Annotated in this window: 19 protein-coding genes; 7 read left to right on the top strand and 12 right to left on the bottom strand. The window is 69.8% G+C overall.

Annotated features, from left to right (window positions below; genetic code table 11):
• The first annotated feature begins 64 nt into the window (after positions 1-64).
• On the top strand, positions 65-622 hold the full coding sequence (locus tag RT282_RS12550; protein WP_312758321.1) for an HNH endonuclease: 558 nt from the start codon (positions 65-67) through the stop codon (positions 620-622).
• A 70-nt stretch (positions 623-692) separates the two neighbouring features.
• On the opposite strand, the gene RT282_RS12545 is transcribed toward RT282_RS12550, so the two are convergent.
• Together RT282_RS12545 and RT282_RS12540 are read right to left on the bottom strand one after the other, a co-directional pair.
• Complete coding sequence (locus tag RT282_RS12545) at positions 693-2,009, bottom strand: tetratricopeptide repeat protein (RefSeq protein WP_313314560.1); 1,317 nt, start codon at positions 2,007-2,009, stop codon at positions 693-695.
• Positions 2,010-2,155: 146 nt separating this feature from the next.
• Positions 2,156-4,030: an ATP-binding protein gene (locus tag RT282_RS12540; RefSeq protein ID WP_313314557.1), complete on the bottom strand. Its 1,875-nt coding sequence runs from the start codon at positions 4,028-4,030 to the stop codon at positions 2,156-2,158.
• Positions 4,031-4,231: 201 nt separating this feature from the next.
• On the opposite strand from RT282_RS12540, the gene RT282_RS12535 reads away from it, so the two are divergent.
• The 3 genes from RT282_RS12535 to RT282_RS12525 all read left to right on the top strand — a co-directional run bounded on the left by RT282_RS12535 (position 4,232) and on the right by RT282_RS12525 (position 8,518).
• Positions 4,232-4,927 (top strand): response regulator transcription factor, encoded by a 696-nt coding sequence (locus RT282_RS12535; RefSeq protein ID WP_313314555.1) that lies wholly within the window; start codon positions 4,232-4,234, stop codon positions 4,925-4,927.
• Positions 4,928-5,018: 91 nt separating this feature from the next.
• Positions 5,019-7,754 carry an IPTL-CTERM sorting domain-containing protein gene (locus RT282_RS12530; protein ID WP_313314553.1) on the top strand — a complete coding sequence of 912 codons (2,736 nt, stop codon included), beginning with the start codon at positions 5,019-5,021 and terminating at the stop codon, positions 7,752-7,754.
• A gap of 137 nt (positions 7,755-7,891) precedes the next feature.
• On the top strand, positions 7,892-8,518 hold the full coding sequence (locus RT282_RS12525; protein ID WP_313314551.1) for a DUF3617 family protein: 627 nt from the start codon (positions 7,892-7,894) through the stop codon (positions 8,516-8,518).
• Between the two features lie 93 nt (positions 8,519-8,611).
• Here the strand turns inward: RT282_RS12525 and RT282_RS12520 are convergent, their stop codons facing one another.
• The 3 genes from RT282_RS12520 to RT282_RS12510 all read right to left on the bottom strand — a co-directional run bounded on the left by RT282_RS12520 (position 8,612) and on the right by RT282_RS12510 (position 11,700).
• A complete protein-coding gene (locus RT282_RS12520) occupies positions 8,612-9,727 on the bottom strand; it encodes an acyl-CoA dehydrogenase family protein (protein ID WP_313314549.1) in 1,116 nt (371 codons plus the stop codon).
• Positions 9,728-9,740: 13 nt separating this feature from the next.
• Positions 9,741-10,922 carry an acyl-CoA dehydrogenase family protein gene (locus tag RT282_RS12515; protein ID WP_313314547.1) on the bottom strand — a complete coding sequence of 394 codons (1,182 nt, stop codon included), beginning with the start codon at positions 10,920-10,922 and terminating at the stop codon, positions 9,741-9,743.
• A 97-nt stretch (positions 10,923-11,019) separates the two neighbouring features.
• Positions 11,020-11,700, bottom strand: a complete 681-nt coding sequence (locus tag RT282_RS12510; RefSeq protein ID WP_313314545.1) for a YceH family protein — start codon at positions 11,698-11,700, stop codon at positions 11,020-11,022.
• 39 nt (positions 11,701-11,739) lie between these two features.
• Here RT282_RS12510 and purN point away from each other — a divergent pair, with 39 nt between their 5' ends.
• Entirely contained in the window at positions 11,740-12,327 is a 588-nt protein-coding gene (purN, locus tag RT282_RS12505) for a phosphoribosylglycinamide formyltransferase (RefSeq protein WP_313314542.1), read from the top strand.
• 42 nt (positions 12,328-12,369) lie between these two features.
• On the opposite strand, the gene RT282_RS12500 is transcribed toward purN, so the two are convergent.
• The gene (locus tag RT282_RS12500; protein WP_313314540.1) at positions 12,370-12,927 is read right to left on the bottom strand and encodes a hypothetical protein; all 558 of its coding nucleotides are present in this window, start codon (positions 12,925-12,927) and stop codon (positions 12,370-12,372) included.
• Between the two features lie 272 nt (positions 12,928-13,199).
• Between RT282_RS12500 and RT282_RS12495 the strand changes: the two genes are divergently transcribed.
• Positions 13,200-14,522, top strand: a complete 1,323-nt coding sequence (locus tag RT282_RS12495; RefSeq protein ID WP_313314537.1) for an RsmB/NOP family class I SAM-dependent RNA methyltransferase — start codon at positions 13,200-13,202, stop codon at positions 14,520-14,522.
• Between the two features lie 101 nt (positions 14,523-14,623).
• On the opposite strand, the gene rpmG is transcribed toward RT282_RS12495, so the two are convergent.
• Both rpmG and rpmB read right to left on the bottom strand, forming a co-directional pair.
• On the bottom strand, positions 14,624-14,794 hold the full coding sequence (gene rpmG / locus RT282_RS12490; RefSeq protein WP_054255593.1) for a 50S ribosomal protein L33: 171 nt from the start codon (positions 14,792-14,794) through the stop codon (positions 14,624-14,626).
• A gap of 20 nt (positions 14,795-14,814) precedes the next feature.
• On the bottom strand, positions 14,815-15,048 hold the full coding sequence (gene rpmB, locus RT282_RS12485; RefSeq protein ID WP_312305662.1) for a 50S ribosomal protein L28: 234 nt from the start codon (positions 15,046-15,048) through the stop codon (positions 14,815-14,817).
• A gap of 237 nt (positions 15,049-15,285) precedes the next feature.
• Here rpmB and RT282_RS12480 point away from each other — a divergent pair, with 237 nt between their 5' ends.
• Positions 15,286-16,122, top strand: a complete 837-nt coding sequence (locus RT282_RS12480) for a helical backbone metal receptor (RefSeq protein WP_313314533.1) — start codon at positions 15,286-15,288, stop codon at positions 16,120-16,122.
• Positions 16,123-16,141: 19 nt separating this feature from the next.
• Here the strand turns inward: RT282_RS12480 and RT282_RS12475 are convergent, their stop codons facing one another.
• The 4 genes from RT282_RS12475 to cobW all read right to left on the bottom strand — a co-directional run bounded on the left by RT282_RS12475 (position 16,142) and on the right by cobW (position 22,918).
• Positions 16,142-16,594, bottom strand: a complete 453-nt coding sequence (locus RT282_RS12475) for a vWA domain-containing protein (RefSeq protein WP_313314530.1) — start codon at positions 16,592-16,594, stop codon at positions 16,142-16,144.
• Positions 16,595-16,797: 203 nt separating this feature from the next.
• Positions 16,798-17,877 carry an ATP-binding protein gene (locus tag RT282_RS12470; protein ID WP_313314528.1) on the bottom strand — a complete coding sequence of 360 codons (1,080 nt, stop codon included), beginning with the start codon at positions 17,875-17,877 and terminating at the stop codon, positions 16,798-16,800.
• A gap of 60 nt (positions 17,878-17,937) precedes the next feature.
• Positions 17,938-21,798, bottom strand: a complete 3,861-nt coding sequence (cobN, locus tag RT282_RS12465; RefSeq protein WP_313314525.1) for a cobaltochelatase subunit CobN — start codon at positions 21,796-21,798, stop codon at positions 17,938-17,940.
• Between the two features lie 61 nt (positions 21,799-21,859).
• Positions 21,860-22,918: a cobalamin biosynthesis protein CobW gene (gene cobW / locus RT282_RS12460; RefSeq protein WP_313314522.1), complete on the bottom strand. Its 1,059-nt coding sequence runs from the start codon at positions 22,916-22,918 to the stop codon at positions 21,860-21,862.
• Between the last annotated feature and the right edge of the window lies 1 nt (position 22,919).

Here is a 22,919-nt window from a genome sequence, read left to right as displayed (position 1 = left end):
GACCGAGCATCTGCGTGTCCTGCTCCTGCTTTCTTTCTCATGCCGTGTTGCAAAGGGAGGTTGTGTGAAGGTCTTGAAGCTGTCGGCCCAAGGGCTGCCGCAATCGTGGATTTCGCTGGAAGAGGCGGTGACGCACTATGCCGCGGGCGACGTGCGCTGGGAGCTGGGCGCGCGCATTGCACTGTTCCGCGGCGGGCACAACGCCCTGACCGGCGCGCAGTCGCAGATCCCGGTCAGCAGCATCATCGGCACGCGCGGGGCGCCGGGCATCAACCCCTTCGACCTGACGCCCAGCCTGACCAACGCCAAGCTCTTCACCCGCGACCGCAACGTCTGCGCCTACTGCGGTGGGCACTTCCATGAGCACGACCTGACGCGCGAACACATCGTGCCCGTGGCGCGCAGCGGCCTGAACCACTGGATGAACGTGGTCACCGCCTGCCGGCCCTGCAACCACCGCAAGGGCCCGCGCACGCCCGAGCAGGCGCACATGCCGCTGCTGTACGCGCCCTACGTGCCCAGCCTGTGGGAGGACTTCATCCTGCGCAACCGGCGCATCCTGGCCGACCAGATGGAGTTTCTGATGGCGCACGTGCCCAAGTCGTCGCGGTTGCTGAGCTGACGGATCTGACGAGGCCATGAAAAAACGCGGCCGAGGCCGCGTTTGCTTTTTTACTGCCCGCTGTCTGGCATCAGGCAGCCGCCTTGCGCGCCACGACCAGAAAGCCCTGCACCGGCTCGCCGGCCTCGTAGCGCAGCACCAGGTCCTCGGCGGTCACCGACTCGAAGCCGGCCTGGCGGCACAGCGCCAGCACGTGGCTGCGCTTATGGGCGTAGCGGCCGCTAGCCTGCAGCACCAGGTCGGGGCCGTCCTCGGGCGCGGTCTCGCACGAGAAGTACAGATCGCCCGCCGGCTGCAGGATGCGCTGGGCGTTGGGGATGGCCTCGCTCAGGTCGCCGGCGTAGATGAACACGTCCAGCGCCGTGATGACCTCGTACTGCGCGGCCGGCGTGGCATCCAGCGCCTCCAGCAGGTTCACGGTGTGGAAGCGGTCGTACACGTTGTGGCGCGCGGCCTGCTCGACCATCTTGGAGGAAATGTCCACGCCGATCAGGAAGCCGTCGATGCGCCCCAGGCACACGCCCAGCAGGCCGGTGCCGCACCCTAAGTCGAGCACGTTCAGGCGCTTTTCCGGGTAGCGCGCCAGGATCTTGTCGGCCACGATTTTGGGCAGCTGGTAGCGCAGGCCGCGCACCGTGTGCTGGTCGTACACCTCGGCCATGCCGTCGAACAGCTGGCGGTTCAGCTCCACGGGCTGGTGCGGCGGCGTGATGCCATGGGCCAGGGCGTTGTAGTAGGCATAGACCGAATCGCCCGGCGCCAGCTCCAGCAGCGCCGTGGTGTCGGCAATCGCCTGTGAGGGTTTGCCGACGGCCAGCAGGGTCAGCACGCGGCCCAGCAGGGCCTCGGTGTCCTTGGCGTCCTGCTCGATCAGGCCGCCCCAGACCTGCAGCGCCTCGGCATGCTGGCCCAGCGTGTCCAGGTCGCGCGCCAGCAGGCGGCGCAGCTGCACGTCGCCGGGCACCAGTTCCAGACCGCGGCGCAGGTGGCGCACGGCCATCTCGTGGTGGCCTGCGCGGTGGGCGATGTCCACCACGCTGGCCAGCACCAGCAGGTTCTTGGGCTCGCGCTCGGCCACTTTCTCGGCCGTCTCCACGGCTTCCTTGAACTGGTTCTGCCGCGCCAGCAGCAGCGCCAGCTCCAGAAGCCCGGGGTTCCAGTCGGGCGCCATGGCCACGCACTTGCGCAGGGCCTCCAGCGCTCCCTTGGCATTGCCCGACTTCTCGGCCATCAGGCCGGCCAGCATGAACACGCGGGCGTCGCCCGGCCAGATGCGCTGCGCCTGGTTGAGCGCCTGTGCCGCCTCGCGCAGCTCGCCCTTGCCGATCTGGGCGCGGGCGGTTTCGAGGAGTTTGCGGATGGGGTCGGAAGTGGTGGTGGCGCTCATGAAGAGAAATGGACAGAAGGTGGGCGCGGCCCGAATCGCTGGCGCCAGGGACCAGCGGCAGCCGTGCGGCCAATCCGACATTATCGAAGATTGCTCCAGTGGCCTGGCGACGCGGCGCCGGAGCCGGCGCTCGGGGCGCCTGCTACTCAGGCGTGTGCGTGAGGCGCGCAAGGCGCCAGCGTGAGCGTGAAACAGCTGCACTGTCCGTGGATGGACTGCACATCCACGTTGCCGCCATGCAGCTGGGCAATGCGCCTTGCCACCCATAGCCCGAGTCCGAAGCCGCGCGCCTGATCCGCATGCAGGCCGCGCTCGAACTGCGCGAAGATGCGTTGCAACGCCTGTTCGTGCAGTCCTGGCCCCTCGTCGGCGACCGATACTTCCAACTGCCCCCGGGCGTTCAGGCGGGCCGTGATGAAGATGGCTCCGGCATGGGCATATTTGACGGCGTTGTCCACCAGGTTGGACAGGGCGATGCGGGCCAGCATCGGATCGCATGTCCACTCCGCCGGGGCTTCGTCGTCAGTCAGCTGCAGGTGGTGCCGCGAGGACCAGTGGACGAGCTGACCGGCCTCCTGCAAGAGCGGGCGTAACGCCGTTGGCTCTGCGCGCAGGCGGAAACCGGCAAAGTCCAGCCGGTCGCTGACCAGGCAGTTCTCCACCAGGGCTGTCAGGCGCCTGCAAGCGCGCCTGATTTGCATGGCGCGCTCCATCTGTGATTCAAGGTCGGGTGAAGGGAAGGCCAACTGCTCGGTCGCCGCACTGTCCACCACCGCCAATGGCGTGCGGAACTCGTGGTTCACCATGTTGAAGAACTGCCGCTGGTCCAGACGCATCTCCCGCTCGCTGTGCAGTGCGGCCTGCAAGGCGTTCTGCGTATGGAGCAGTTCCTCCGTGCGCTGGCGCACGCGCTCTTCGAGAACATGCTCGGAGCGAGCCAGAGAGTCCACAAGGAGCACTTGCTGCTTCATCGAATCACGGAATTCCCGCGCCAAAGCGACGCCCACCGCTGTGGCAGTCAGAAGGTTGAACAGCAAAGCCTCGAGCTGCCAGAACGTACCTGCCTCCACGCTGGACGGCACCAGACCAGCGAATGCCGCTGCGGTGTGCGCGCCCGCAACGGAATGCAGTGTGTAGGGAATCGCCATGAGCACGTTGACCATGCTTGGCCCATGGCGCCGCAGATTGCTCCATACCACCACGGCGCACAGGCAACTGGCGATCCAGGGCGAGAGCAGCGCCAATGAGATCGACTGTGCATAAAGATCCAGAGGGATGCTCAGGATGCCGGCCAGCGGGACAAGGGCCAGCAGCAAGAGGGCCTTGTCCAGTCGGCGCCACTGCGTGCCATAAGTCAGCAGTTCGCGCCCTTGCCAGGCAAAAGCGGCGGGGAGGATGAAGGCGCCTATCTTGACCATCAGGTCGCCCATCAGGCTCCACTCCTGCGGCAGCCAGAGCTGTGGATAGCCGCGTACGCTGGCGCCATGCACCAGAAACACGACCGAGAGAACGGCCATAGAAGCCAAACGGCGCATCCGCAACGCGAGGGCTGCGCAGATGAGCAGCAGGGCGATAGACAGGTTGATGCCCTGGTACGCACCGAGAGCCCATTCCGCTCGTGACAAGTGAGCCAGGAGGCTGGTGCTCTGCCATACGGTGCCATACAGCTGCATGGCGCTGGTAGTTTCGATCCGCAGGAATACGGGCTGGTCGGGCAGCAGTGGAAATACCAGCGGGCGCACAGGTATGCGCTTGGCCATGGGAACGGCATCGCCACTGACGTGCTGGGACCAGCCTGATTGCTCAGGCTGGTACAGCGTGACCCGGTCCAGGTAGGTGGGCGTGATCTCGAGCCATAGAGAGCCGACAGGTGAGGCTGCAACTGCGGACACATCTGCCCGGAGCCAATAGGTCGCCTTTGTATATCCGGCGTTCAGCGGCCCCGCCAAAGGGGTAAACGCAGCATCGGGCAGCGCCGCCACCTCATCAATCGTGAATCGTCTGTCACGGTCCACCAACACCTGTACAGGCACCTCCGTCCCCAACCGAAGTCCCGTGGCGGGCGGGGAGAGCAGTGCAGAGAGGCCAGTCAGAAGAACAGCTATCCCTACCAGGAGCAAGAGCCAACTCGCCAGCCGCCAAAATGTGTGTTTTTGTGAGTTTTTGTGCATGGCGTTGGTAAGCAAGTGTGATCAAAATCAACTTCTCTACAGTTTCAACCTATGCATATCTCTGTTCCCGAAGTTGGACAAACGGTCGCGGTCGTTGAGGACGATGAGGATATCCGCACGAACGTCTGCCGCTTCCTGAACAAGGCCGGACTGAACTGCTGGGCCGCCGAGTCGGCGGAGGACTTCTACGTGCGCCTGTTGCGCGAGCGTGCTGACCTGGTCGTCGTGGACCTGGGCCTGCCCGGCGAGGATGGCCTGAGCCTGGTCAGGCGGCTGACGGCCCAGAACATTCCTGTAGTGGTGTTGACGGCACGGGGTGACCTGGAAAGCCGCATTGCCGGCCTGGATGCGGGCGCACTGCAGTACTTCGTCAAGCCCACCGACCTGCACGAACTGGTGGCCGGCATCCGCTCACAGCTGCGCCGGACCTCTCCCCGGGATACGGACAGCGGCGCGCTGGCACGCTGGCGGCTGGATGCCGGTAGCGCCCGGCTCGTGGCCCCGAACCAGCGTTCTGTCGAACTCACCACACGCGAACTGGACCTGTTGGGGCTGCTGATTGCCGCCCAGGGCGGCCTGGTCACCAAGCAGCACCTGGTGCAGGTCCTGGGGGCGGGGGACGTGGAGGACGGTTTTCACCGCATCGAGTCGCAGCTCACCCGGCTGCGCCGCAAAACATTGGACGGTACGGGCATGGCGTTGCCAGTGCGCGCCGTGTTCGGCAAAGGCCTGGTTTTCATCCCCTGAACGGGTCCGTGTTCCACCCTCGGGCCGCCCTGTGGGCACCAAAGCCCGTCCATCGTTGTTATTTCGTTCGCAGAGACATACAGGAGTATTCATGAACATCTTGAGCGCACTGCAGCGCCTGCAGGCCGCGGGCCGCAGGTGGCTGCAGCCCCGGGGACTGCGCAGCGCGGCCGGGGCAGGCCTGGCCGCCACGCTGCTGGCCGCCCCCCTGGCCCACGCCGAATTCCAGAACGGCAGCTTCGAATCGGACTTCGCGGGCTGGACGGTCGATGCTTTAGAGGTGGCGACCCACATTCCCGCATTTCCGCCCACCAAGTTCGAAGACCTGGGGACGACTCCATGGACCGCTTTGTCCCCCAGCGTATCGACGGTGGTTGGCACGACCTCGGCATCCAATACCAATGGAGTGCTGAAGACGCCGCTGTTCGGCGACAAGAGCGCCCGGGTCGGTGATGGGGTCAGCAACTACCGCGGCGCCTCCATTCGGCAGACTGCCACCATGAAGGTGGGGGACGTGGACCCTGCCGACGGCAAGGTGCACGTGCGTTTCGCCGTCGCCCCCGTGTTGGAGGCGCCCAACCACCCCGCGGACCAGCAGCCCTACTTCTTCGTGGAGGTCAAGAACCGCACGAAAGGAACCCAGCTCTTCCATACCTTCAACTTTGCCAACCAGACCGGCGTGGCATGGCAATCCGTTGGCAGCTACCAGTTCACCAGCTGGCAGGCCATCGACATCGCCCCGGGCCAAGGGGTGCTGGACATTGGCGACGATGTGGAAGTCATCATCGTCAGCGGCGGTTGCGGCCAGGGAGGCCATGGCGCGCTGGTCTACGCCGACTCGGGCCAGGGCCTGACCACGCTGCCGGGGCCTTTCGTGTCGGCCACGGGCCCGCAGTACGCGGTTCCCTCGGATGCTAGCCCGGTAACCCAGCGGACCGTCACCTACAACTACCACTACAGCAACGGCGGCGATGCGCCCATGCCTGGCTCCCAGGTCATCATCCGCTCGCCGCAGGACCAGGACGTGCGCAGCAGCGGCGGCACACAGACCACCCCTCAGCAGAATCTGAGGGTGGATAAGTCCGCGCTGCCCAACGGTTGCACGGTTGCCGAGCAGCCCGGGCCGCACGCCGACAAATCGCTGGGTTCCATCGACATCGTGACCTGTGAGGTAGGCACCCTCAACCCCGGGAGCGTGGGCGACCTGCAACTGAAGTGGATCGTGCCGAGCGACGCCCGGGGGCCAACGCTCAACCATGGCAACTACTACATCCAGTCGGCCAGCTCGCAGCCGCTGCTGGGCCCGCTGGTCAAGACCAACCTGACCAACCTGCGCTTGGCCGACCTGAAGGCCACCGTGACCAACGCGGCCTCGTCGCTGTCCTGCGGCGCGCCGACGGCGTACACGGTGACGCTGGAGAACAACGGCCCCGATGAGGCGCCCGCACGCGTGGTGATCGACAACACGGTACCCGCGGGGCTGACGCCCGGCAGCTGGACCTGTTCCGCGACCGGCTCCACCCTGGCCTGTCCCGCCGCCAGCGGCACGGGGTCCATCAGCGCGACGACGACCACCGCGTGGGCGGCGGGCGACAAGCTGGTCTACACGGTCAACGCCACCGTGGACGCGTGCGCCAGCGGGGCCCGGCTGATCACCTACCCGGTGAGCCTGGCCCTGCCGTCCACCGACAACACCACGGTCGACCCCGACGCCAGCAACAACACGGGCGCGCAGACGCTGAGCGCCGGCGCCGCGCTGCAAACCCTGAACGTCAGCGCCACGGGCAGCGGCCAAGGCAAGGTGACTTCCGTGCTGCCCGGCATCGTGTGCGACAAGACGGGCGCGTCCTGCGCCGATTCCAAGCAGTTCCCGCAGGGCTCCCAGGTGGCGCTGTACGCGAACGCCCCGTCCGGGTCGATCTTCTCCGGCTGGACGGGCGGCGTCTGCTCCGGCACGGCCCAGCCCTGCCTGGTGACCATGACCCAGGCGCGCAGCGTGACCGCCACGTTCTCCACGCCCGTGGACGTCGGCATCACCGTGGGCGCCGGCGGCACGGCGACGCCGGGCACCGGCACGACGGTGCCCGTGGCCCCCGGCGCCACCACCGCGATCACGGTCGTGCCCAGCAGTGGCTACGCCCCGGTCTTCGGCGGCAGTTGCCCTGCCGGCAGCTACGTGGGCAACACCTACACGACCGGTGCCGTGAACGCCAGCTGCACGGTGGACATCACCTTCACCAACGCCGCGGGCGTGGTCACCGCAACGCCCAATGCACCTTCCAACGGGTCGGTCATCGGCGGCGCCAAGACCGTGCAGCCGGGCGGATCGGCGACGTGGAAGCTGGTGGCCAATTCCGGCTACGCGCCGGGCCCCGTCACGGGCTCCTGCCCGGCAGGCACCTGGAACGCCGACAGGACCGAGTACACGGTGGCCGCGGTCGCCGCCGACTGCAACGTCGACTTCAGCTTCGCCGCTGCCTACACGGTGACTGCCAGCGTGAGCCCCACGTCGGCGGGCCCCGGCACGATCACCATGGGCAGCACGCAGTCGGTGACGGGTGGCGGTACGGCGGTCTTCACGCTCAGCCGTCCCGGCACCGTGGACCCCGCCAGCACCTGCCCGGCCGGCAGCTTCGATGCGGCCGGCACGACCTACACCGTGCCGAACGTGACGGCGAACTGTGCCGTGGTCTTCAGCTTTGCCGCACTGCCGCCCGCGCCCGTGGCGCCGGCCAGCATCCCGACGCTGAGCCAGTGGGGCCTGGCCCTCCTGTCGGCCCTGATGGGGCTGTTCATGGTGGGCATGCACCGCCGCCGCATGCGCTGATCCGGGCCGCGCCGCGGGCCACCGCCTGCGGCACACGAACCACGAGCCAGCGGTGCAGCAACGCCGCTGGCTTTTTTATTAAAATTGCCTCTAGGGCTTGTACAGCAAGCGCGGGCAGCTATTATTTTTGGAGCATCATGAAAGCACGGTGGCACTACGGCCCATGGGCGCTGGCCCTGTGTCTGGCTTGGCCCGGAGCCCAGCCCCTCGCGCGCGAGATCCCGGCCGCGCCGCGCCATCCGGCCCAGAAATCCTTCCCCTTGCCCGCGCGCAAGAGCGGCCTGTGGGAGGTGACGGTGCGCCCCGCTGATTTGATGCTGCGCCGCTCGGGCCAGGCGCCCCGGCGGCCCCAGACAGTGCAGATGTGCACCAGCGCCGATGCCGAGGCAGTCATGCTGCTGGCCGTGGTGCCGGCCCAGGAAGACTGCCACAAGACCCAGGTGACCCCCCTCCGGTCGGGCAAGGCGGTGGCGGGATACGACATCGCCACCGTGTGCTACGTGCACGACAACCGGGTGGAGGCGCAGGTGGAACTGCGCGGAGACCTGCAGTCGGCCTACAGCGGGGCGTTCAGCGTCCAGTACTCCCAGACCCCGCTCCACAACACCGGCCGTATGCTGTTCGAAGGGCGTTGGCTGGGCGCCTGCCAACCGGGGCAGCGCCCCGGAGACATGGTGCTGCCCAATGGCGTCACGGTGAACGTGGTGGACGACCGCCAGCGTGCCCAGACGCACCAACATGAAAGCGACGGGCACGCGCATTGAAGCGTGACCGCAAGCCTTCATCGTCCCTTGAAAAAGCCCCGTCGGCGCAACGCCGACGGGGCTTTTTGGTTGTTACCGGACAGGTCTGCGCCTTCAGGCAAACACTCCCGCCGTCTCCTGCATCCTCCCCGACACCTCGCCCAGGTGGTGCAGCGTATCCCCCCAGCACATCTCCAGCTGCGTCAGCGCCTTGAAGTAGTGGCTGCCGGCGTACTCGTCCGTCACGCCGATGCCGCCGTGCAGCTGCACCGACTGCTGCCCCACGAAGCGCATCGACTGGCCCAGTTGCACCTTGGCGCGCGACAGGGCGCGGCGGCGCTCGTCGGGGGCCTCGCCCAGTTTCAGGCTGGCGTAGTAGCTCATGGAGCGGGCCAGTTCCAGCTGCATCTTCATGTCGGCCGCGCGGTGGCGCAGGGCCTGGAAGCTGGCGATCGGCACGCCGAACTGCTTGCGCTGGTTCAGGTATTCGGCCGTCAGCTGCAGCGTGCGCTCCATGGCCCCCACGGCGTAGGCGCAGGTGCTGGCGATGCCGACGTCGGCGGCCAGCTCCAGCGCGGCCAGGCCGTCGGTGGTGATGAGGGTGGCGGGCGTGTCCTTGAGGGTCACCTCGGCGGCGCGGCTGCCGTCCTGGGTGGCGTAACCGGCGGCGGCCACGCCGGCGGCGTCGCGCTCGACCAGGAACAGGGCGATGCGCCCCTCCAGCTGGGCTGGGACGATGAAGGCGTCCGCCTGGTCACCGGCGAGTACTATGCTTTTCGTAGCTGTCACCGCATGCCCGGATTGGGTTTGCGCCGCTTTCGCCTCGCACGCGTCCAGGCGGTAGCGGGCCTTGCGCTCCTGGTGGGCCAGCACCACCAGGGCCTCGCCGCTGGCGATGCGTGGCAGCCACTCGCTTTGCAGGGCCTCGGGGGCGTGGTCGGCCAGCACGCGGGTGGCGATGAAGGCCTGGGCAAGCGGCTCCATGACGATGCCGCGGCCCAGCTCCTCCAGCGCCACCATGGCGTCCACGGGGCCCTGGCCCAGGCCGCCATGGGCCTCGGGCACGGTCAGGGCGGTGAGGCCCAGCTCGGCCAACTCGCCGTAGGCGGCGCGGTCGAAGCCGCCGGCTTTGGCAATGGCGCGGCGGCGCTCGAAGGTGTAGCCCTTGTCCACCCAGCGGCGAACGGCGTCGCGCAGCTGCTGCTGGTCGTCGGAAAAGTCGAAGTCCATGTTCTTTGCCTCCTTAGCCCAGCACGGTTTGGGCGACGATGTTGCGCTGCACTTCGTTGCTGCCGCCGTAGATGGTTGTCTTGCGCAGGTTGAAGTAGCTGGACGCCAGCGGCGCGTTGGCCACGGCCCCGCCGGGGAAGTCGCCCTGCCAGCCGGCCTCCATGGCCTCTTCGATGAAGGGCAGGCTGAACGGTCCGGCGGCCAGCATCATCAGCTCGGAGTAGCGCTGCTGGATCTCGCTGCCCTTGATCTTGAGCAGGCCGGCGATGTCCAGCGAGTTCTTGCCGCTCTTCTCGGCCGAGAGCACGCGCAGCACCAGCATCTCCAGCGCCACGATGTCCACTTCCAGCAGCGCGATCTGGTCGCGAAAGCGCAGGTCGTCCCACACGCCTTCGGCTTTGGCGATGCGCTTGAGGCGCTCCAGCTCGCGCTTGCTGCGGTTCACGTCGGCGATGTTGGTGCGCTCGTGGCTGAGCAGGTGCTTGGCATACGTCCAGCCCTTGTTCTCCTCGCCGATGAGCTGGTCGGCGGGCACTTCGACGTTGTCGAAGAACACCTCGTTGACCTCGCACTCGCCGTCCAGCAGCTTGATGGGCCGCACGGTGACGCCGGGCGACTTCATGTCCAGCAGCAGGAAGGAGATGCCCGTCTGCGGCTTGCCCTCGGTGCTGGTGCGCACCAGGTTGAACATCCAGTCGCCGTACTGGCCCAGCGTGGTCCAGGTCTTCTGGCCGTTGACGATGTACTTGTCGCCCACGCGCTCGGCGCGGGTCTTCAGGCTGGCCAGGTCCGATCCTGCGCCGGGCTCGCTGTAGCCCTGGCTCCACCAGACTTCGCCGCTGGCGATGCCGGGCAGGAAGCGCTTTTGCTGCTCGGGCGAGCCGAAGGCCATGATCACTGGCGCCACCATCACGGGCCCGAAGGGGATGATGCGCGGCGCGCCGGCCAGGGCGCATTCTTCTTCGAACAGGTGCTTTTGCACCGCGTTCCAGCCCGGGCCGCCGAACTGCTTGGGCCATGCGTAGCCAAGCCAGCCCTTCTTGCCCAAAATCTTGGCCCAGCCCTGCATGTCTTCGCGCGTCAGGCGCAGGGCGTTGTGCACCTTGTGCGCGAGCTCCGGGGGTAGGTGGCTGCGGACCCACTCGCGCACCTCTGCGCGGAAGGCCTGTTCTTCAGGGGTGAATGCGAGGTCCATGCGTGTCTCCTAACGAAGCGCAGTTTGTAGCACGGGCGTTCGCTTTTGCACTGTCCAGGCCGCGACATGGCCGCGCCAGGCATGTGCCCGGCGAATGTCAGGCGGGGGGCTGCGCCTCCAGCCCCAGGTCGGCGCGCAGCTGCTCGACCATGGCGCGCAGCGCGGCCACCTCGGCCTCCAACGCGTCCACGCGCGACTGCAGGGCGCTGCTGGCGGGCGCGGCCGTCTGCGGCTGAGCCGCCTGCAGCGCCTGCACGTCCACCGGCCCGCACAGCAGGTGCACCCAGCGGCTCTCCCGCGCTCCGGGGGCGCGTGGCAGCTGCACGGCCAGGGGGCCGCCGCGCTCGTCGCTGCGCTCGGCCAGCTCCTCCAGGAAGGCCTCGACCGAGGAAATGTCGGCAAAGCGGTGCCAGCGCTCGGCGTTGATGCGCAGCTCGCCGGCCGTCTGCGGGCCGCGCAGCATCAGCAGCGCCAGCAGCACGGCAGCCTGGTCGGGCACGCCCGCGCCGCGGGCGAAGTTGTGCTCCCAACGGGCCACGCGGGCGCCGCCGATCTCCACTACCAGGGCGCGCTGGCGCAGCTCGTCCAGGGCCTGGGCGGCAGCGGCCTCGTCCAGCTGCATGACCGGGTCGCGGCTGCTCTTTTGGTTGCAGCCGGCCAGCAGGCTGTTCAGGGTGAGCGGGTAGCTGTCGGGCACGGTGCGCGACTTCTCCATCAGGGTGGCCAGAACGCGGGCCTGGGCGTGCGTGAGGGGCTGGGTGCGGGTGTCGAATGGCATGGCTATAGGGCAGGCAAGCGGCACGGATAATCCGCGCCAATGAGCAAAAACATCGTGATTCTGATCTCGGGCGGCGGCTCCAACATGGCGGCCATCGTGCGCGCGGCGCGCCAGCAGGACTGGGCGGGCCGCCACGGCATCCGCGTGGCCGCCGTGCTGAGCAACCGGCAGGACGCCGCCGGCCTGGCCTTCGCCCGCGAGCAGGGCATCGCCACCGAGGTGCTGGACCACAAGACCTACCCCTCGCGCGAGGCGTTCGACGCCGCGCTGGCGCAGGCCATCGTCGCCCATGATCCGGCCCTGGTGGTGCTGGCCGGCTTCATGCGCATCCTGACGCCAGCTTTTGTCGAGCGCTTCGCCGGGCGGCTGCTCAACATCCATCCGTCGCTGCTGCCGGCATTCACCGGGCTGGACACGCACCAGCGCGCCATCGATGCGGGCTGCCGCTTCGCCGGCTGCACGGTGCACGAGGTGACGGCCGAACTGGACGTGGGCCCCATCCTGGACCAGGCCGTAGTGCCAGTGCTCCCAGGCGACACGGCCCAGGCTTTGGCAGTGCGGGTGTTGACGCAGGAGCACGTCATCTATCCGCGCGCCGTGCTGGCGCATCTGCTACGCAATCAATAGCTGCTAGCGCAGACTGGACGGGCGCTGGAGCCCGTTTTGGTCTTAAAGCGTGCGCATCACGGTGCTGGCGCCGTTGCCCTCCAACAGCTCCTGCGCCAGCTGCGTCTGGTGCGAATCCGTGGGGTGCACCACCAGCGCCCACTGCCCGGCGCGCAGAGCCGAGCGTGTCTTGGCGATCACGCGCACGTGGTCCGGGCGCAGGGTGATCAGCCCGCCCACAAGCAGCCCGAAGGTGGTGGCAAAACCCACGATGGCGATGAAGGCCAGCAGCGGGCTGCTGGTCATCATGGGGTGGCCGGTGGACATGAGGTAGGCGTACAGCACCAGCCCCAGCGCAAAACCGGCAAAGCCCGTCACCAGGTGGGCACGAAAGGCGGTGTGGAAGATGCCGCGCTGCTCGGGCTCCATCTTGCGGCCGAAGAGGTCGGCACGGTGGGTCCGCAGGTCCTGGCGGCTGAGCAGGCGCACCTGGCTCGGCTCCATGCCGGGCAGGCGTAGCAGGCGGCCGATCATGGCTTCGGCACCGGCCTGGTCGGGAAACAGGGCCACGACCTTGGTCAGCGACTTTTCGCCAAACATGCCTTGCAGCAGATAGTCCATGGTGCTCTCCTTATGTCCGATGTGCGGGGTTGGCTTGCCCTTGCACCGTAGCGCGCGGCCCGCGCAGGCGCGGTAGGACAATGGAGTGCGGCGCCGCAGGGCGGGGAGCGCTTATCACAGCCGGGCAACTGCTCCTGAAAAAGGAGCTTCCGGCGCTTGCTGGGCCAGCGCTTGAGCCTATTTTTACTTGAAATTCCGCCAGCTGCGCCGCATGGGCACAGGACGCCGCAACGCACAGGCGAGGCCATAGGCGGCAATGGGACAATCGCCCCATGCATCCCAAAGCCCTTCTGGAGGCCTGTGCCGAGCTGCTCGCGCAGGTGCTGACCTTTGAACACCCGGCCGACGCGGTGGTGGCACGCTATTTCCGCGAGCACCGCCAGCTCGGCCCCCGCGAGCGCGCCACTCTGGCCGACGTGACCTACGCCGTGCTGCGCAAGAAGCTTCTGCTGGAGCAGCTGGCCCGCTCCGGCAGCGGAGCGCGCGAGCGGCGCCTGGCCATCCTGGGCTTTGCCCTGGTGCAGGACGAGCAGGCCCGCGCTGCCGACCCGCAGGCCGTGCGCGGCCCGCGCGATTTTTTGAACAGCGCCCTCTCCGAGCCCGAGCGCCAGTGGCTGGCGCAGTGCGACGCCGTGCAGCAGGAGGACCTGCTGGCGCCGCACCGCCACAACCTGCCCGAGTGGCTGGTCGCGCCGCTCAAGGAGCAGCTGGGCGAGGAGGGCTTCTGGGCTCTGGCCGCCAGCCTGGGCACCAGCGCGCCGCTTGACCTGCGGGTCAATATCTTGAAGGCAAAACGCGAGCAAACCCGCAAGGAGCTTGCGCAGGCAGCTATCGAAACGGAAGCGTCGCCGTACTCGCCCTGGGGCCTGCGCGTGCGCGGCAAGCCGGCGCTGGGCCGGGTGCCGGCGTTTGCCAGCGGCGCCGTCGAGGTGCAGGACGAGGGCTCGCAGCTGCTGGCCCTGCTGCTGGACGCCAAGCGCGGCGAGATGGTGGCGGACTTTTGCGCCGGCGCCGGCGGCAAGACGCTGGCCATCGGCGCGGCCATGCGCAACACCGGGCGGCTATACGCCTTCGACGTGTCAGCCCACCGGCTGGAGGGCCTCAAGCCCCGGCTGGCGCGCAGCGGCCTGTCCAATGTGCATCCGGTGGCCATCGCCCACGAGCGCGACGAACGCATCAAGCGCCTGGCCGGCAAGATGGACCGCGTGCTGGTGGATGCGCCGTGCTCCGGCCTGGGCACGCTGCGCCGCAGCCCGCACCTGAAGTGGCGGCAGTCGCCCGCCGCCGTGGCCGAGCTGGCCAAGCTGCAGACGGCCATCCTGGACAGCGCGGCGCGGCTGGTGAAGCCCGGCGGTCGGCTGGTGTATGCCACGTGCAGCCTGCTTCCTGCAGAAAACGAGGCCGTCGCCGAGGCCTTCGGCCAGGCGCACGCCGACTTCGTGCCGCTGCAGGCGGCCGAGCTGCTGGCCGGCCTGAAGGTCGAGCAGGCCGCCAGCCTGTGCAGCGGGGGCGACAGCGGCGGGCGCTTCATGCGCCTGTGGCCGCACCTGCACGGCACGGACGGTTTCTTCGCCGCCGTCTGGCAGCGCAAGTGAGGGGCAGCAGCGCGGGCGGCCGCCGCTGAGGCGCGCCCATGAAAAAACCGCCAGGGCGACAGGCGCCGTGGCGGTTTTCTTTTTCTTCTTGCGAAGCCGAATTACTTCAGCTTGGCTTCCTTGTACTCGACGTGCTTGCGAGCCTTGGGGTCGAACTTGATGATGCTCATCTTCTCGGGCATCGTCTTCTTGTTCTTGGTAGTGGTGTAGAAGTGACCGGTGTCAGCCGTCGACACCAGCTTGATCTTTTCGCGTCCGCCTTTAGCAGCCATGGTGTTTCTCCTTCAGTGAATCAGGCTTGGCCGCGGGCACGCATGTCTGCGAGCACGGATTCGATGCCGTTCTTGTCGATCAGGCGCAGGGCAGCGCTGGAAACGCGCAGGCGCACCCAGCGGTTTTCGCTCTCCACCCAGAAGCGGCGGTACTGCAGGTTGGGCAGGAAGCGGCGCTTGGTCTTGTTGTTGGCGTGGGAAACGTTGTTCCCGGTCATGGGCTTCTTGCCCGTTACTTCACATACGCGTGCCATGAAAGGACACTCCGATCGTTCACGGCTGCCGGCCCTGCTGGCCCGCAGCCTCACCTCGCCAGTTGGAACGGGTGGCGGTAACCCGGCTGCAAATACTGGCGGCGGGCCTGAAAAAGGCGCGCCCGTTTTTCGCAAAGCCGGCAATTATAGCCAGAATGTCGAAATTGCCCGCACTGGCGCCGCCAAGGCGCCAGCCGGGCCCAAGTCTCCCCCATTTTTTCGGCAAAGGTCTTTCGCGTGTCCCGACGCTCTTCCTGGGTTCTGGGCGCCGCAGCGGCGGCGTCCTCGATGTGGTCCACGGCGGCGCCAGGGGCCGCGCCGGCGCCGGCCATCGTGGCGCTGCAGCCCTCGCTGACCGAAGCCGTGTGTGTGCTGGGCGCGTGCGAGCGGCTGCTGGGCATCGACCGCTACTCCGACTGGCCCGAGCGCGTGCGCGCACTGCCGCGCGTGGGCGGCCTGGCAGACGCCGACGTGGAGGCCATCGTCGCCCTGCGCCCCGACCTGGTGCTGCTGGGCCCGCGCAGCCGCGCCGCCGAGCGGCTGCAGTCGCTGGGCCTGCAGGTGCTGGTGCTGGAGGCGAAAAGCCACGCCGACATCCGCGCCAATCTGGAGATCGTGGCCCGCGCCGTGGGCCGGCCCGGCGCCGGCGAGGCGCAGTGGCAGCGCATCGACGCGCGGCTGCAGGCGCTGCGCGCGCAGCTGCCGCCGGCCTGGCGCGGCCGGCGCGTCTATCTTGAGCTGCACGGCGGCAAGGCCGCCGCCAGCGAGGAGTCGTTCATCGGCGAGACGCTGGCGCGCCTGGGCCTGGCCAACGTGGTGCCGGCGCGGCTGGGGCCGTTTCCGAAGGTCTCGCCCGAGTTCGTGCTGCGCGCCGACCCGGACGTGCTGATCGTGGCGGCTACCAGCCCGGCGCCGGCCACGCGCCCCGGCTGGCATGCCATGCGCGCCGTGCGCGAGCAGCGCGTGTGCGTGCTGCCCGCGGCGCAGCTGGACGTGCTGCTGCGCGCCGGTCCGCGCATCGATGAGGCGGCGCAGCAGATCCTGCACTGCCTGCAGGCCCTGCCGTCGCCCTGACGCGCGGGCGCGCCTCTCCTTACTGCCACAGCGCCCTAGCCGGCCAGTAGCCGGCTTGCCACAGCGCCGCCAGGGCCTGGGCGCGGCCCAGCGGGGGGCGGGCAGTCTCGAAGTCAATGACGTGCAGCTGCTGGGCGTGCGCCGGGCGCGGCGGGCTGGCACGGGTGCGCCCGTCGGTCAGCAGCCACAGCCAGCGCGCGCCGCGGGAGTGGCGCGCAAGCACGCCGTCGGCCAGTTGCAGGGCGGCGGCCAGCGGCGTGCCGCCCCCGCCCGGCAGGGGCGCCAGGGCGCCCGCAAAGCCCTGCGCCAGGGCGCGCTGGGGGGCCAGGGCCAGGTGGGCGCCGGTGCCGTCCAGCACCACCAGCGCCACCTGGTCGCGCCAGCGGCCGGCCTGCTGCATCAAGAGGTGCACCGCGCCCTTGGCGCGGGCCAGCTGGCCGCTGGTGCGCATGGAGGCCGAGCAGTCCAGCACGAAGCAGTGCAGCGCCTGCGCCTGCGCCGCGCGCGGGGTCAGGCGCAGGTGCTGCGGCTGCAGACCCTGCGCGCCGCGGGCGGCCAGCGTGCGCGGCCAGTCGATGCCGGCCTGCGCGGGCGCTGCCGCGGCGCCGGCGCGCAGCCCGGGGGTGAGGGCAGCCCCGCCGGCCGCGTGGCGACCTGCCAGCGCGGACGGGGGGCTCAGGCTTTTTTTGGCAGCAGCCCGCGCAGGGGCACCAGCGGCTTGGCGCTGGCCATGGGAACCGGCTCAGGGGACAGCGCGCCCCATTCGTCCGCCCCCGTTTCGCCGGGCGCGACGCCCGTGTCCTGCGCCTGGTCGCCATTCGCAGGCGGTGGCGGCGGTTGCGCGGCCGCGGGGGACGGCGGCGGTGCGTCGGGATGGCGGCGGTGGCGCAGCACCATGTCTGCGACCTGCTCCACGTGCCCGGGCGTGACGGCGGCGGCGCCTTCCCAGGCGGCCAGGGCGCGAGCGGCGCGCAGCAGCACGAGGTCGGCGCGCAGGCCGTCCACGCGAGCGGCCAGGCAGTGTTGGCTGACGGCGTCGTGCACGGCGTCGCTCCAGGGCAGGGCGGCCGCGTCCTGCAGCCGCGCGCGAGCGGCGGCCAGCTGCGCGGCCAACTGCTGCTGGGCGGCGGCATGGCGCGCGGCAAAGGCCTGCGGGTCGGCGTCGAACGCCAGGCGTGCGCGCACGATAGCCTGGCGCTGGGCGGCGCCCAGCACGTTGTCCAGCCGCACGGCCAGGCCCAGGCGGTCCAGCAACTGGGGGCGCAGCTCGCCTTCCTCGGGGTTCATGGTCCCCACCAGCACGAAGCGCGCCGCGTGCTGGTGCGAGATGCCGTCGCGCTCGACCACGTTCAGGCCGCTGGCGGCGGCGTCCAGCAGCACGTCCACCAGGGCATCGGGCAACAGGTTGATCTCGTCCACGTAGAGCACGCCGCCGTGGGCACGCGCCAGCAGGCCCGGGGCAAAGCGCACGGCGTGCCCGGCCAGGGCCTGCTGCAGATCCAGCGTGCCGCTGACGCTCTCCAGCGACGCGCCCAGCGGTACGGTGACGAAGGGCGCCGGCGCCAGCAGCTGCGCCAGTGCCCTCGCGGCGGTGGACTTGGCGGTGCCGCGCGGGCCTTCGATCAGCACGCCGCCGATGGCCGGGTCGATGGCGGCCAGCAGCAGCGCCTGGGTGAGCTGCGGCTGCCCGGCGATGGCCGCAAACGGGAAGGGCGGGGGCAGCCCGGCGGGGGCGTCGTTTTGGGATGAAATCACGTTCCAGGCCTTATGGGGAAAGCGCCATCAGCTATCAATAATGTAGTGCGGGGGAGTGCATCAGCGCTCCATGCCCTCGTCGTGCGCCAGCGCCAGCTCGTGCAGGCGCGGCGCGTAGTCGCCCGGCTGCTGCCACAGCCCGCGGGCCATGGCTTCGCGCAGGCGCGCCAGGATGTCGGCCAGCGCCTGGGGGTTGTGCTGTTCGAAGAAGGCGCGCACGCGCTCGTCCAGCGCGTAGGCGTCGGCCACCAAGGCGTAGTGGTGGTCGCCCACCACGCGCGCCGTGGCGTCGAAGCCGAACAGGTAGTCCACGCTGGCGGCCATCTCGAAGGCGCCCTTGTAGCCGTGGCGCATGGCGCCGGCGATCCACTTGGGGTTGACCATGCGCGCGCGCACCACGCGGCCGATCTCTTCCTGCAGAGCGCGCACGCGGGGCTGCTCGGGGTTGCCGTGGTCGCCGTGGTACAGCGCCGGCTGGCGCCCCGACAGGTGGCGCACGCTGGCGGCCATGCCGCCCTGGAACAGGTAGTAGTCGCTGGAGTCCAGGATGTCGTGCTCGCGGCTGTCCTGGTTGTGCAGCACGGCGTCCATGCCAGCCAGTCGCAGGGGCAGCACGTCGGCGGCGGCGCTGCCGTCGTCGGCCTGGCCGTAGGCGTAGCCGCTGGCGGCCAGCCAGGCGCTGCCCAGGTCGGCATCGTCCTGCCACTGGCCGTGCTGCATGAGCAGCTCCAGGCCGCTGCCGTAGTGGCCCGGGCGGCTGCCGAACACGCGCCAGCCGGCGCGCCGGCGTGCCTGCTCGGCCGCCATGCCGCCGGCCTGCAGCGCGGCGGCGTCGTGCAGGATGCGCGCGCGGATGGGGTTGTCGTCCTCGTCCTCGCCGTCCTGCTCGGCCACCGCCTGCACGGCAGCGTCGAACAGCTGCACGGTGACCGGAAAGGCGTCGCGGAACAGGCCGGAGATGCGCAGCGTCACGTCCACCCGCGGGCGGTGCAGGCCCACGCGCGGGATGACCTCGAAGTCCACCACGCGCTGGCTGCCCGGCGCCCAGCGCGGGCGCACGCCGATCAGCGCCAGCGCCTGGGCGATGTCGTCGCCGCCGGTGCGCATGGTGGCCGTGCCCCACACGGACAGGCCCAGGCTGCGCGGGTATTCGCCGTGCTCCTGCAGGTGGCGCTCGATGAGCTGGCGTGCGGCGCGTTCGCCCAGGGCCCAGGCGGTCTGCGTGGGGATGGCGCGGGTGTCCACGGTGTAGAAGTTGCGCCCCGTGGGCAGCACGTCGGGCCGCCCGCGCGAGGGCGAGCCGCTGGGCCCTGGCGGCACGAAGCGCCCGCGCAGCGCCTGGCTGAACTGATGCAGCTCCTGGCTGCCGCAGGCGTCCAGGCGCGGGGCCAGCACCTGCAGCACGCGGTCCAGCGCGGCGTCGGTGTTTTTCAGTGAAATCGGGCTCAAACCCTTGCTGGACAAGCGCGAGCAGCTATCATTTTCTTCAGCTTGCGGCTCCAGGCGCCGGGCCAGCAGCTGCGCGGCCAGCAGCTCCAGCCGCTCGCGCGTGTCGCCCCAGTGGCGCCAGGGCGCATCGCTCACGTCCTGCAGCAGGGCGGGCCGTGCGCCGGTGAAGGGCTCGGCGCTGGCGGGCGCGAAGGGGTCGGTGCCGTCCCCCAGCAGGTCGGCGGCCAGGGCGGAGATCAGGCCTGGGGCGCCGTCGGCGCTGGCGTAGCGGGCCAGGGCCAGCAGCGTGTCCTGGCGCTGGCGCCCGGTGGGCCTGGCGCCGAAGATGTGCAGGCCGTCACGGATCTGCGTTTCCTTCAGCTCGCACAGGTAGGCGTCGATGCGTTCGAGCACGGCGTCGTCCTGGCCCTGCGCCAGCGCGCCCTCCAGGCCCAGCTCGCCGGCCAGCTGCTGCTGGCGCACCATCGCGAGGATCTGCTGGCGCAGGAGGGTGGCGCGGCGCCCGTCCACCAGCAGCGCGTCGTAGAACTCGTCGACCAGGCGCTCCAGCTCCTGCATGGGGCCGTGGTTCTCCGCGCGGGTGAGCGGCGGCATCAGGTGGTCGATGATGACGGCCTGGGTGCGCCGCTTGGCCTGCGCGCCCTCGCCGGGGTCGTTGACGATGAAGGGGTACAGGTGCGGCAGGGGGCCCAGGATGGCGTCGGGCCAGCAGCTGGCCGACAGCGCCAGGCTCTTGCCCGGCAGCCATTCCAGGTTGCCGTGCTTGCCCACGTGCGCCACGGCGTCCACGCCGAAGGCACCCTGCAGCCAGAAGTAAAACGCCAGGTAGCCGTGCGGGGGCACCAGGTCGGCGTCGTGGTAGCTGGCCCAGTCCTGCGGCGCGCCCAGGGCGCGCGCCGGCTGGATGCCCACGAAGACCTTGCCCAGGCGCAGCCCGGCGACCATGAAGCGACCGCGGCGCAGGGCCGGGTCCTGCTCGGGCGGGCCCCAGCGCGCATCGATGGCGGCGGCCAGGCCCGGGGGCAGGGCGGCCAGGCGCTGGCGGTAGTGCGCCAGGTCCAGGCTCTGCCAGGCCGGGCGCAGCGGCCACTGCGCGGGGTCGTTGGCGATGCCCTCGGTCAGGCGGCGCATCAGCGCGTCGCCATCCGCTGGCAGGTCGGCGGGGTCGCCCAGGTCATGGCCTTCGCGGCGCAGCAGGTGCAGCAACTGCATGACCGAGGCGGGGGTGTCCAGCCCCACGCCGCTGCCGATGCGGCCTTCGCTGCCGGGGTAGTTGGCCAGGATGAGCGCCAGGCGCTTGTCGGCGGCGGGCAGCTGGCGCAGGCGGCACCAGCGCTGGCTGAGCTCGGCCACGAAGTCGATGCGGTCGCCCTCGCTGCGGTAGCGCACCAGGTCCACCTGGGTGTGGGGGCAGCGCTCGGTGCCGGCCTTGAAGCTGACGGCGCGGGTGACGATGCGCCCGTCCATCTCCGGCAGCACGACCTGCATGGCGATGTCGCGCGGGCGCAGGCCCTGGCTGTCTTGCAGCCAGCCATCCCGGTCTGCGCCGCTGACGATGACCTGCAGCACCGGCGCGTCGCCCGCCAGCGCCGGCTGCGGCGCGCCGCCGCCCTCATGGCCGAGCGCGGCGAAGGCGGTGGTGTTGAGCACCAGCTGCGCCGCGTGCTGCTGGCACAGCTGGCGCAGCGTGGCCAGGCACAGCGGGTCCTTGAGCGAATCCAGCGCCAGCGGCAGCGCGTTGAGCCCGCGCGCGTGCAGCGCCAGCGCCAGGTCGTCGAACACGGCGGTGTTGCCCGCCAGCAAGTGCGAGCGGTAGAACACCAGCGCCACCACCGGCGCGCCGGGGTGCCAGGCGCGCTGCAGGGCGGCCAGCGGATCGGCGTGCGCATCGGCATGGGCAGCGGCCCAGGCGGCGGGCACGTGCAGCGCCACCTGCGGCAGCGGGCGCGGGGGCTCGGGCTCGGCGCCGTGGCCCATGCCGTGGAAGGCGGCGGCGCGCAAAAACTGCAGGGCGTTGGCGCTGCCGCCGGCGCGCAGGTAGCGCCACAGCAGCCGGCCGGTGTCCGCGGGCAGGGTGCCGCGCGCCAGCAGTTCGGGGTCTTCGGTCAGGTCGCCCGAGAACAGCGTCAGCGCCTGCCCGTGCCGGCGCGCCAGCGCGGCCAGCTGCTGGATGCCGTAGGGCCAGGTGGATTCCGAGCCCAGGTGATCGACGATGACCACGCAGGCATGCCGCAGCACCTCGTCGGCGTAGCGGTCCAGCGAGGCGTTGCCGCGCAGGTGCAGCAGGTTGGCCAGGCGCAGGCTGGGAAAGTGCGGGTCCGTCTGCGCCAGCTGGGCGCGGGCGGCGGCCAGCAGCGACAGCGTGGTGTCGGCGCTGCTGAGCACCACGATGTCGGCCGGGGTTTGCTCCAGGCAGATGACGGCGCTGTCGTCCTCGACGAAGCCGCCGGGGCGGGTGCTCAGCAGATGCATGGTAAAAATCCCCTGTAGGCCTCTGTGGAAAAGGGCGAGCAGCTATCGAAATAGAAGCAAATCACGCCGCGAGCGGCGCCAGCGCGGCGCGCACCGCGGCCTCGTCCAGGCCCTGGCCGATGAACACCAGCCGCGTACGCCGCTCCTCGCCCTCGCGCCAGGGGCGGTCGAAGTGGTGCGTGAAGCGCGCGCCCACGCCCTGCACCAACAGGCGCATGGGCTTGCCCGGCAGGGCCGCGAAGCCCTTGATGCGCAGGATGGGCTGACGGCCCACCAGCTGCTGCAGCGCGGCGATCAGCGCCTCACGCTCGACCGGAGGCAGCGCCACGTCGAAGGAATCGAACTCGTCGTGGTCGTGGTCCTCGTCGTGGTCATGGTGGCTGGGGCGCTGGTCGATGGTGGTCTCGGCGGCGCGCTGCAGGCCCAGCAGCACGTCCAGGGGCAGGCGGCCCTCGGTGGCGTGCACCACCTTGACCTCGGGCGGCAGCTCGGCGCGCACCAGGGCCTCGACCTGCGCCAGGGCATCGGCGCCCACCAGGTCGCACTTGTTCAGCACCACCAGGTCGGCCGCGGAGAGCTGGTCTTCGAACAGCTCGTGCAGGGGCGACTCGTGGTCCAGGTTGGGGTCGGCGCGGCGCTGGGCGTCCACCGCCTCGGGGTGGGCGGCGAACTGGCCGGCGGCGGTGGCGGGCGTGTCCACCACGGTGACCACGGCGTCCACCGTGAAGGCGCCGGCGATCTCGGGCCACTGGAAGGCCTGCACCAGGGGCTTCGGTAAAGCCAGGCCGCTGGTTTCGATCAGCACGGCGTCGATCTCGTGGCGGCGTGCTGCCAGCTGCTGCATGACGGGAAAGAACTCCTCCTGCACCGTGCAGCACATGCAGCCGTTGGCCAGCTCGTACAGCTGGCCGGCCTGCTCGCCGCCTTCGCCCCCTTCGTCCTCGCAGCCGATGCCGCAGGCTTTCAGGATGTCACCGTCGATGCCGAGCTCGCCGAACTCGTTGACGATGACGGCGATGCGCCGGCCTTGCGCGTTGGCCAGCACGTGGCGCAGCAGCGTGGTCTTGCCGCTGCCCAGGAAGCCGGTGACGATGGTGGCGGGGATCTTGGAGGTGTTCATG

This window comes from Pulveribacter sp. (assembly GCF_032079985.1).
Classification (GTDB): domain Bacteria; phylum Pseudomonadota; class Gammaproteobacteria; order Burkholderiales; family Burkholderiaceae_C; genus Melaminivora.
The sequence above is the reverse complement of the archived record's forward strand: the minus strand, read 5'-3'. Positions and strand labels throughout refer to the sequence as shown.

What these genes read in the sequence shown, in the direction of transcription:
- RT282_RS12545 (WP_313314560.1), bottom strand. Translation starts at nt 2,009, where the DNA reads ATGAGCGCCACCACCACTTCCGACCCCATCCGCAAACTCCTCGAAACC.
- RT282_RS12535 (WP_313314555.1), top strand. Translation starts at nt 4,232, where the DNA reads ATGCATATCTCTGTTCCCGAAGTTGGACAAACGGTCGCGGTCGTTGAG.
- RT282_RS12530 (WP_313314553.1), top strand. Translation starts at nt 5,019, where the DNA reads ATGAACATCTTGAGCGCACTGCAGCGCCTGCAGGCCGCGGGCCGCAGG.
- RT282_RS12525 (WP_313314551.1), top strand. Translation starts at nt 7,892, where the DNA reads ATGAAAGCACGGTGGCACTACGGCCCATGGGCGCTGGCCCTGTGTCTG.
- RT282_RS12520 (WP_313314549.1), bottom strand. Translation starts at nt 9,727, where the DNA reads ATGGACTTCGACTTTTCCGACGACCAGCAGCAGCTGCGCGACGCCGTT.
- RT282_RS12515 (WP_313314547.1), bottom strand. Translation starts at nt 10,922, where the DNA reads ATGGACCTCGCATTCACCCCTGAAGAACAGGCCTTCCGCGCAGAGGTG.
- RT282_RS12510 (WP_313314545.1), bottom strand. Translation starts at nt 11,700, where the DNA reads ATGCCATTCGACACCCGCACCCAGCCCCTCACGCACGCCCAGGCCCGC.
- purN (WP_313314542.1), top strand. Translation starts at nt 11,740, where the DNA reads ATGAGCAAAAACATCGTGATTCTGATCTCGGGCGGCGGCTCCAACATG.
- RT282_RS12500 (WP_313314540.1), bottom strand. Translation starts at nt 12,927, where the DNA reads ATGGACTATCTGCTGCAAGGCATGTTTGGCGAAAAGTCGCTGACCAAG.
- RT282_RS12495 (WP_313314537.1), top strand. Translation starts at nt 13,200, where the DNA reads ATGCATCCCAAAGCCCTTCTGGAGGCCTGTGCCGAGCTGCTCGCGCAG.
- rpmG (WP_054255593.1), bottom strand. Translation starts at nt 14,794, where the DNA reads ATGGCTGCTAAAGGCGGACGCGAAAAGATCAAGCTGGTGTCGACGGCT.
- rpmB (WP_312305662.1), bottom strand. Translation starts at nt 15,048, where the DNA reads ATGGCACGCGTATGTGAAGTAACGGGCAAGAAGCCCATGACCGGGAAC.
- cobN (WP_313314525.1), bottom strand. Translation starts at nt 21,798, where the DNA reads ATGCATCTGCTGAGCACCCGCCCCGGCGGCTTCGTCGAGGACGACAGC.
- cobW (WP_313314522.1), bottom strand. Translation starts at nt 22,918, where the DNA reads ATGAACACCTCCAAGATCCCCGCCACCATCGTCACCGGCTTCCTGGGC.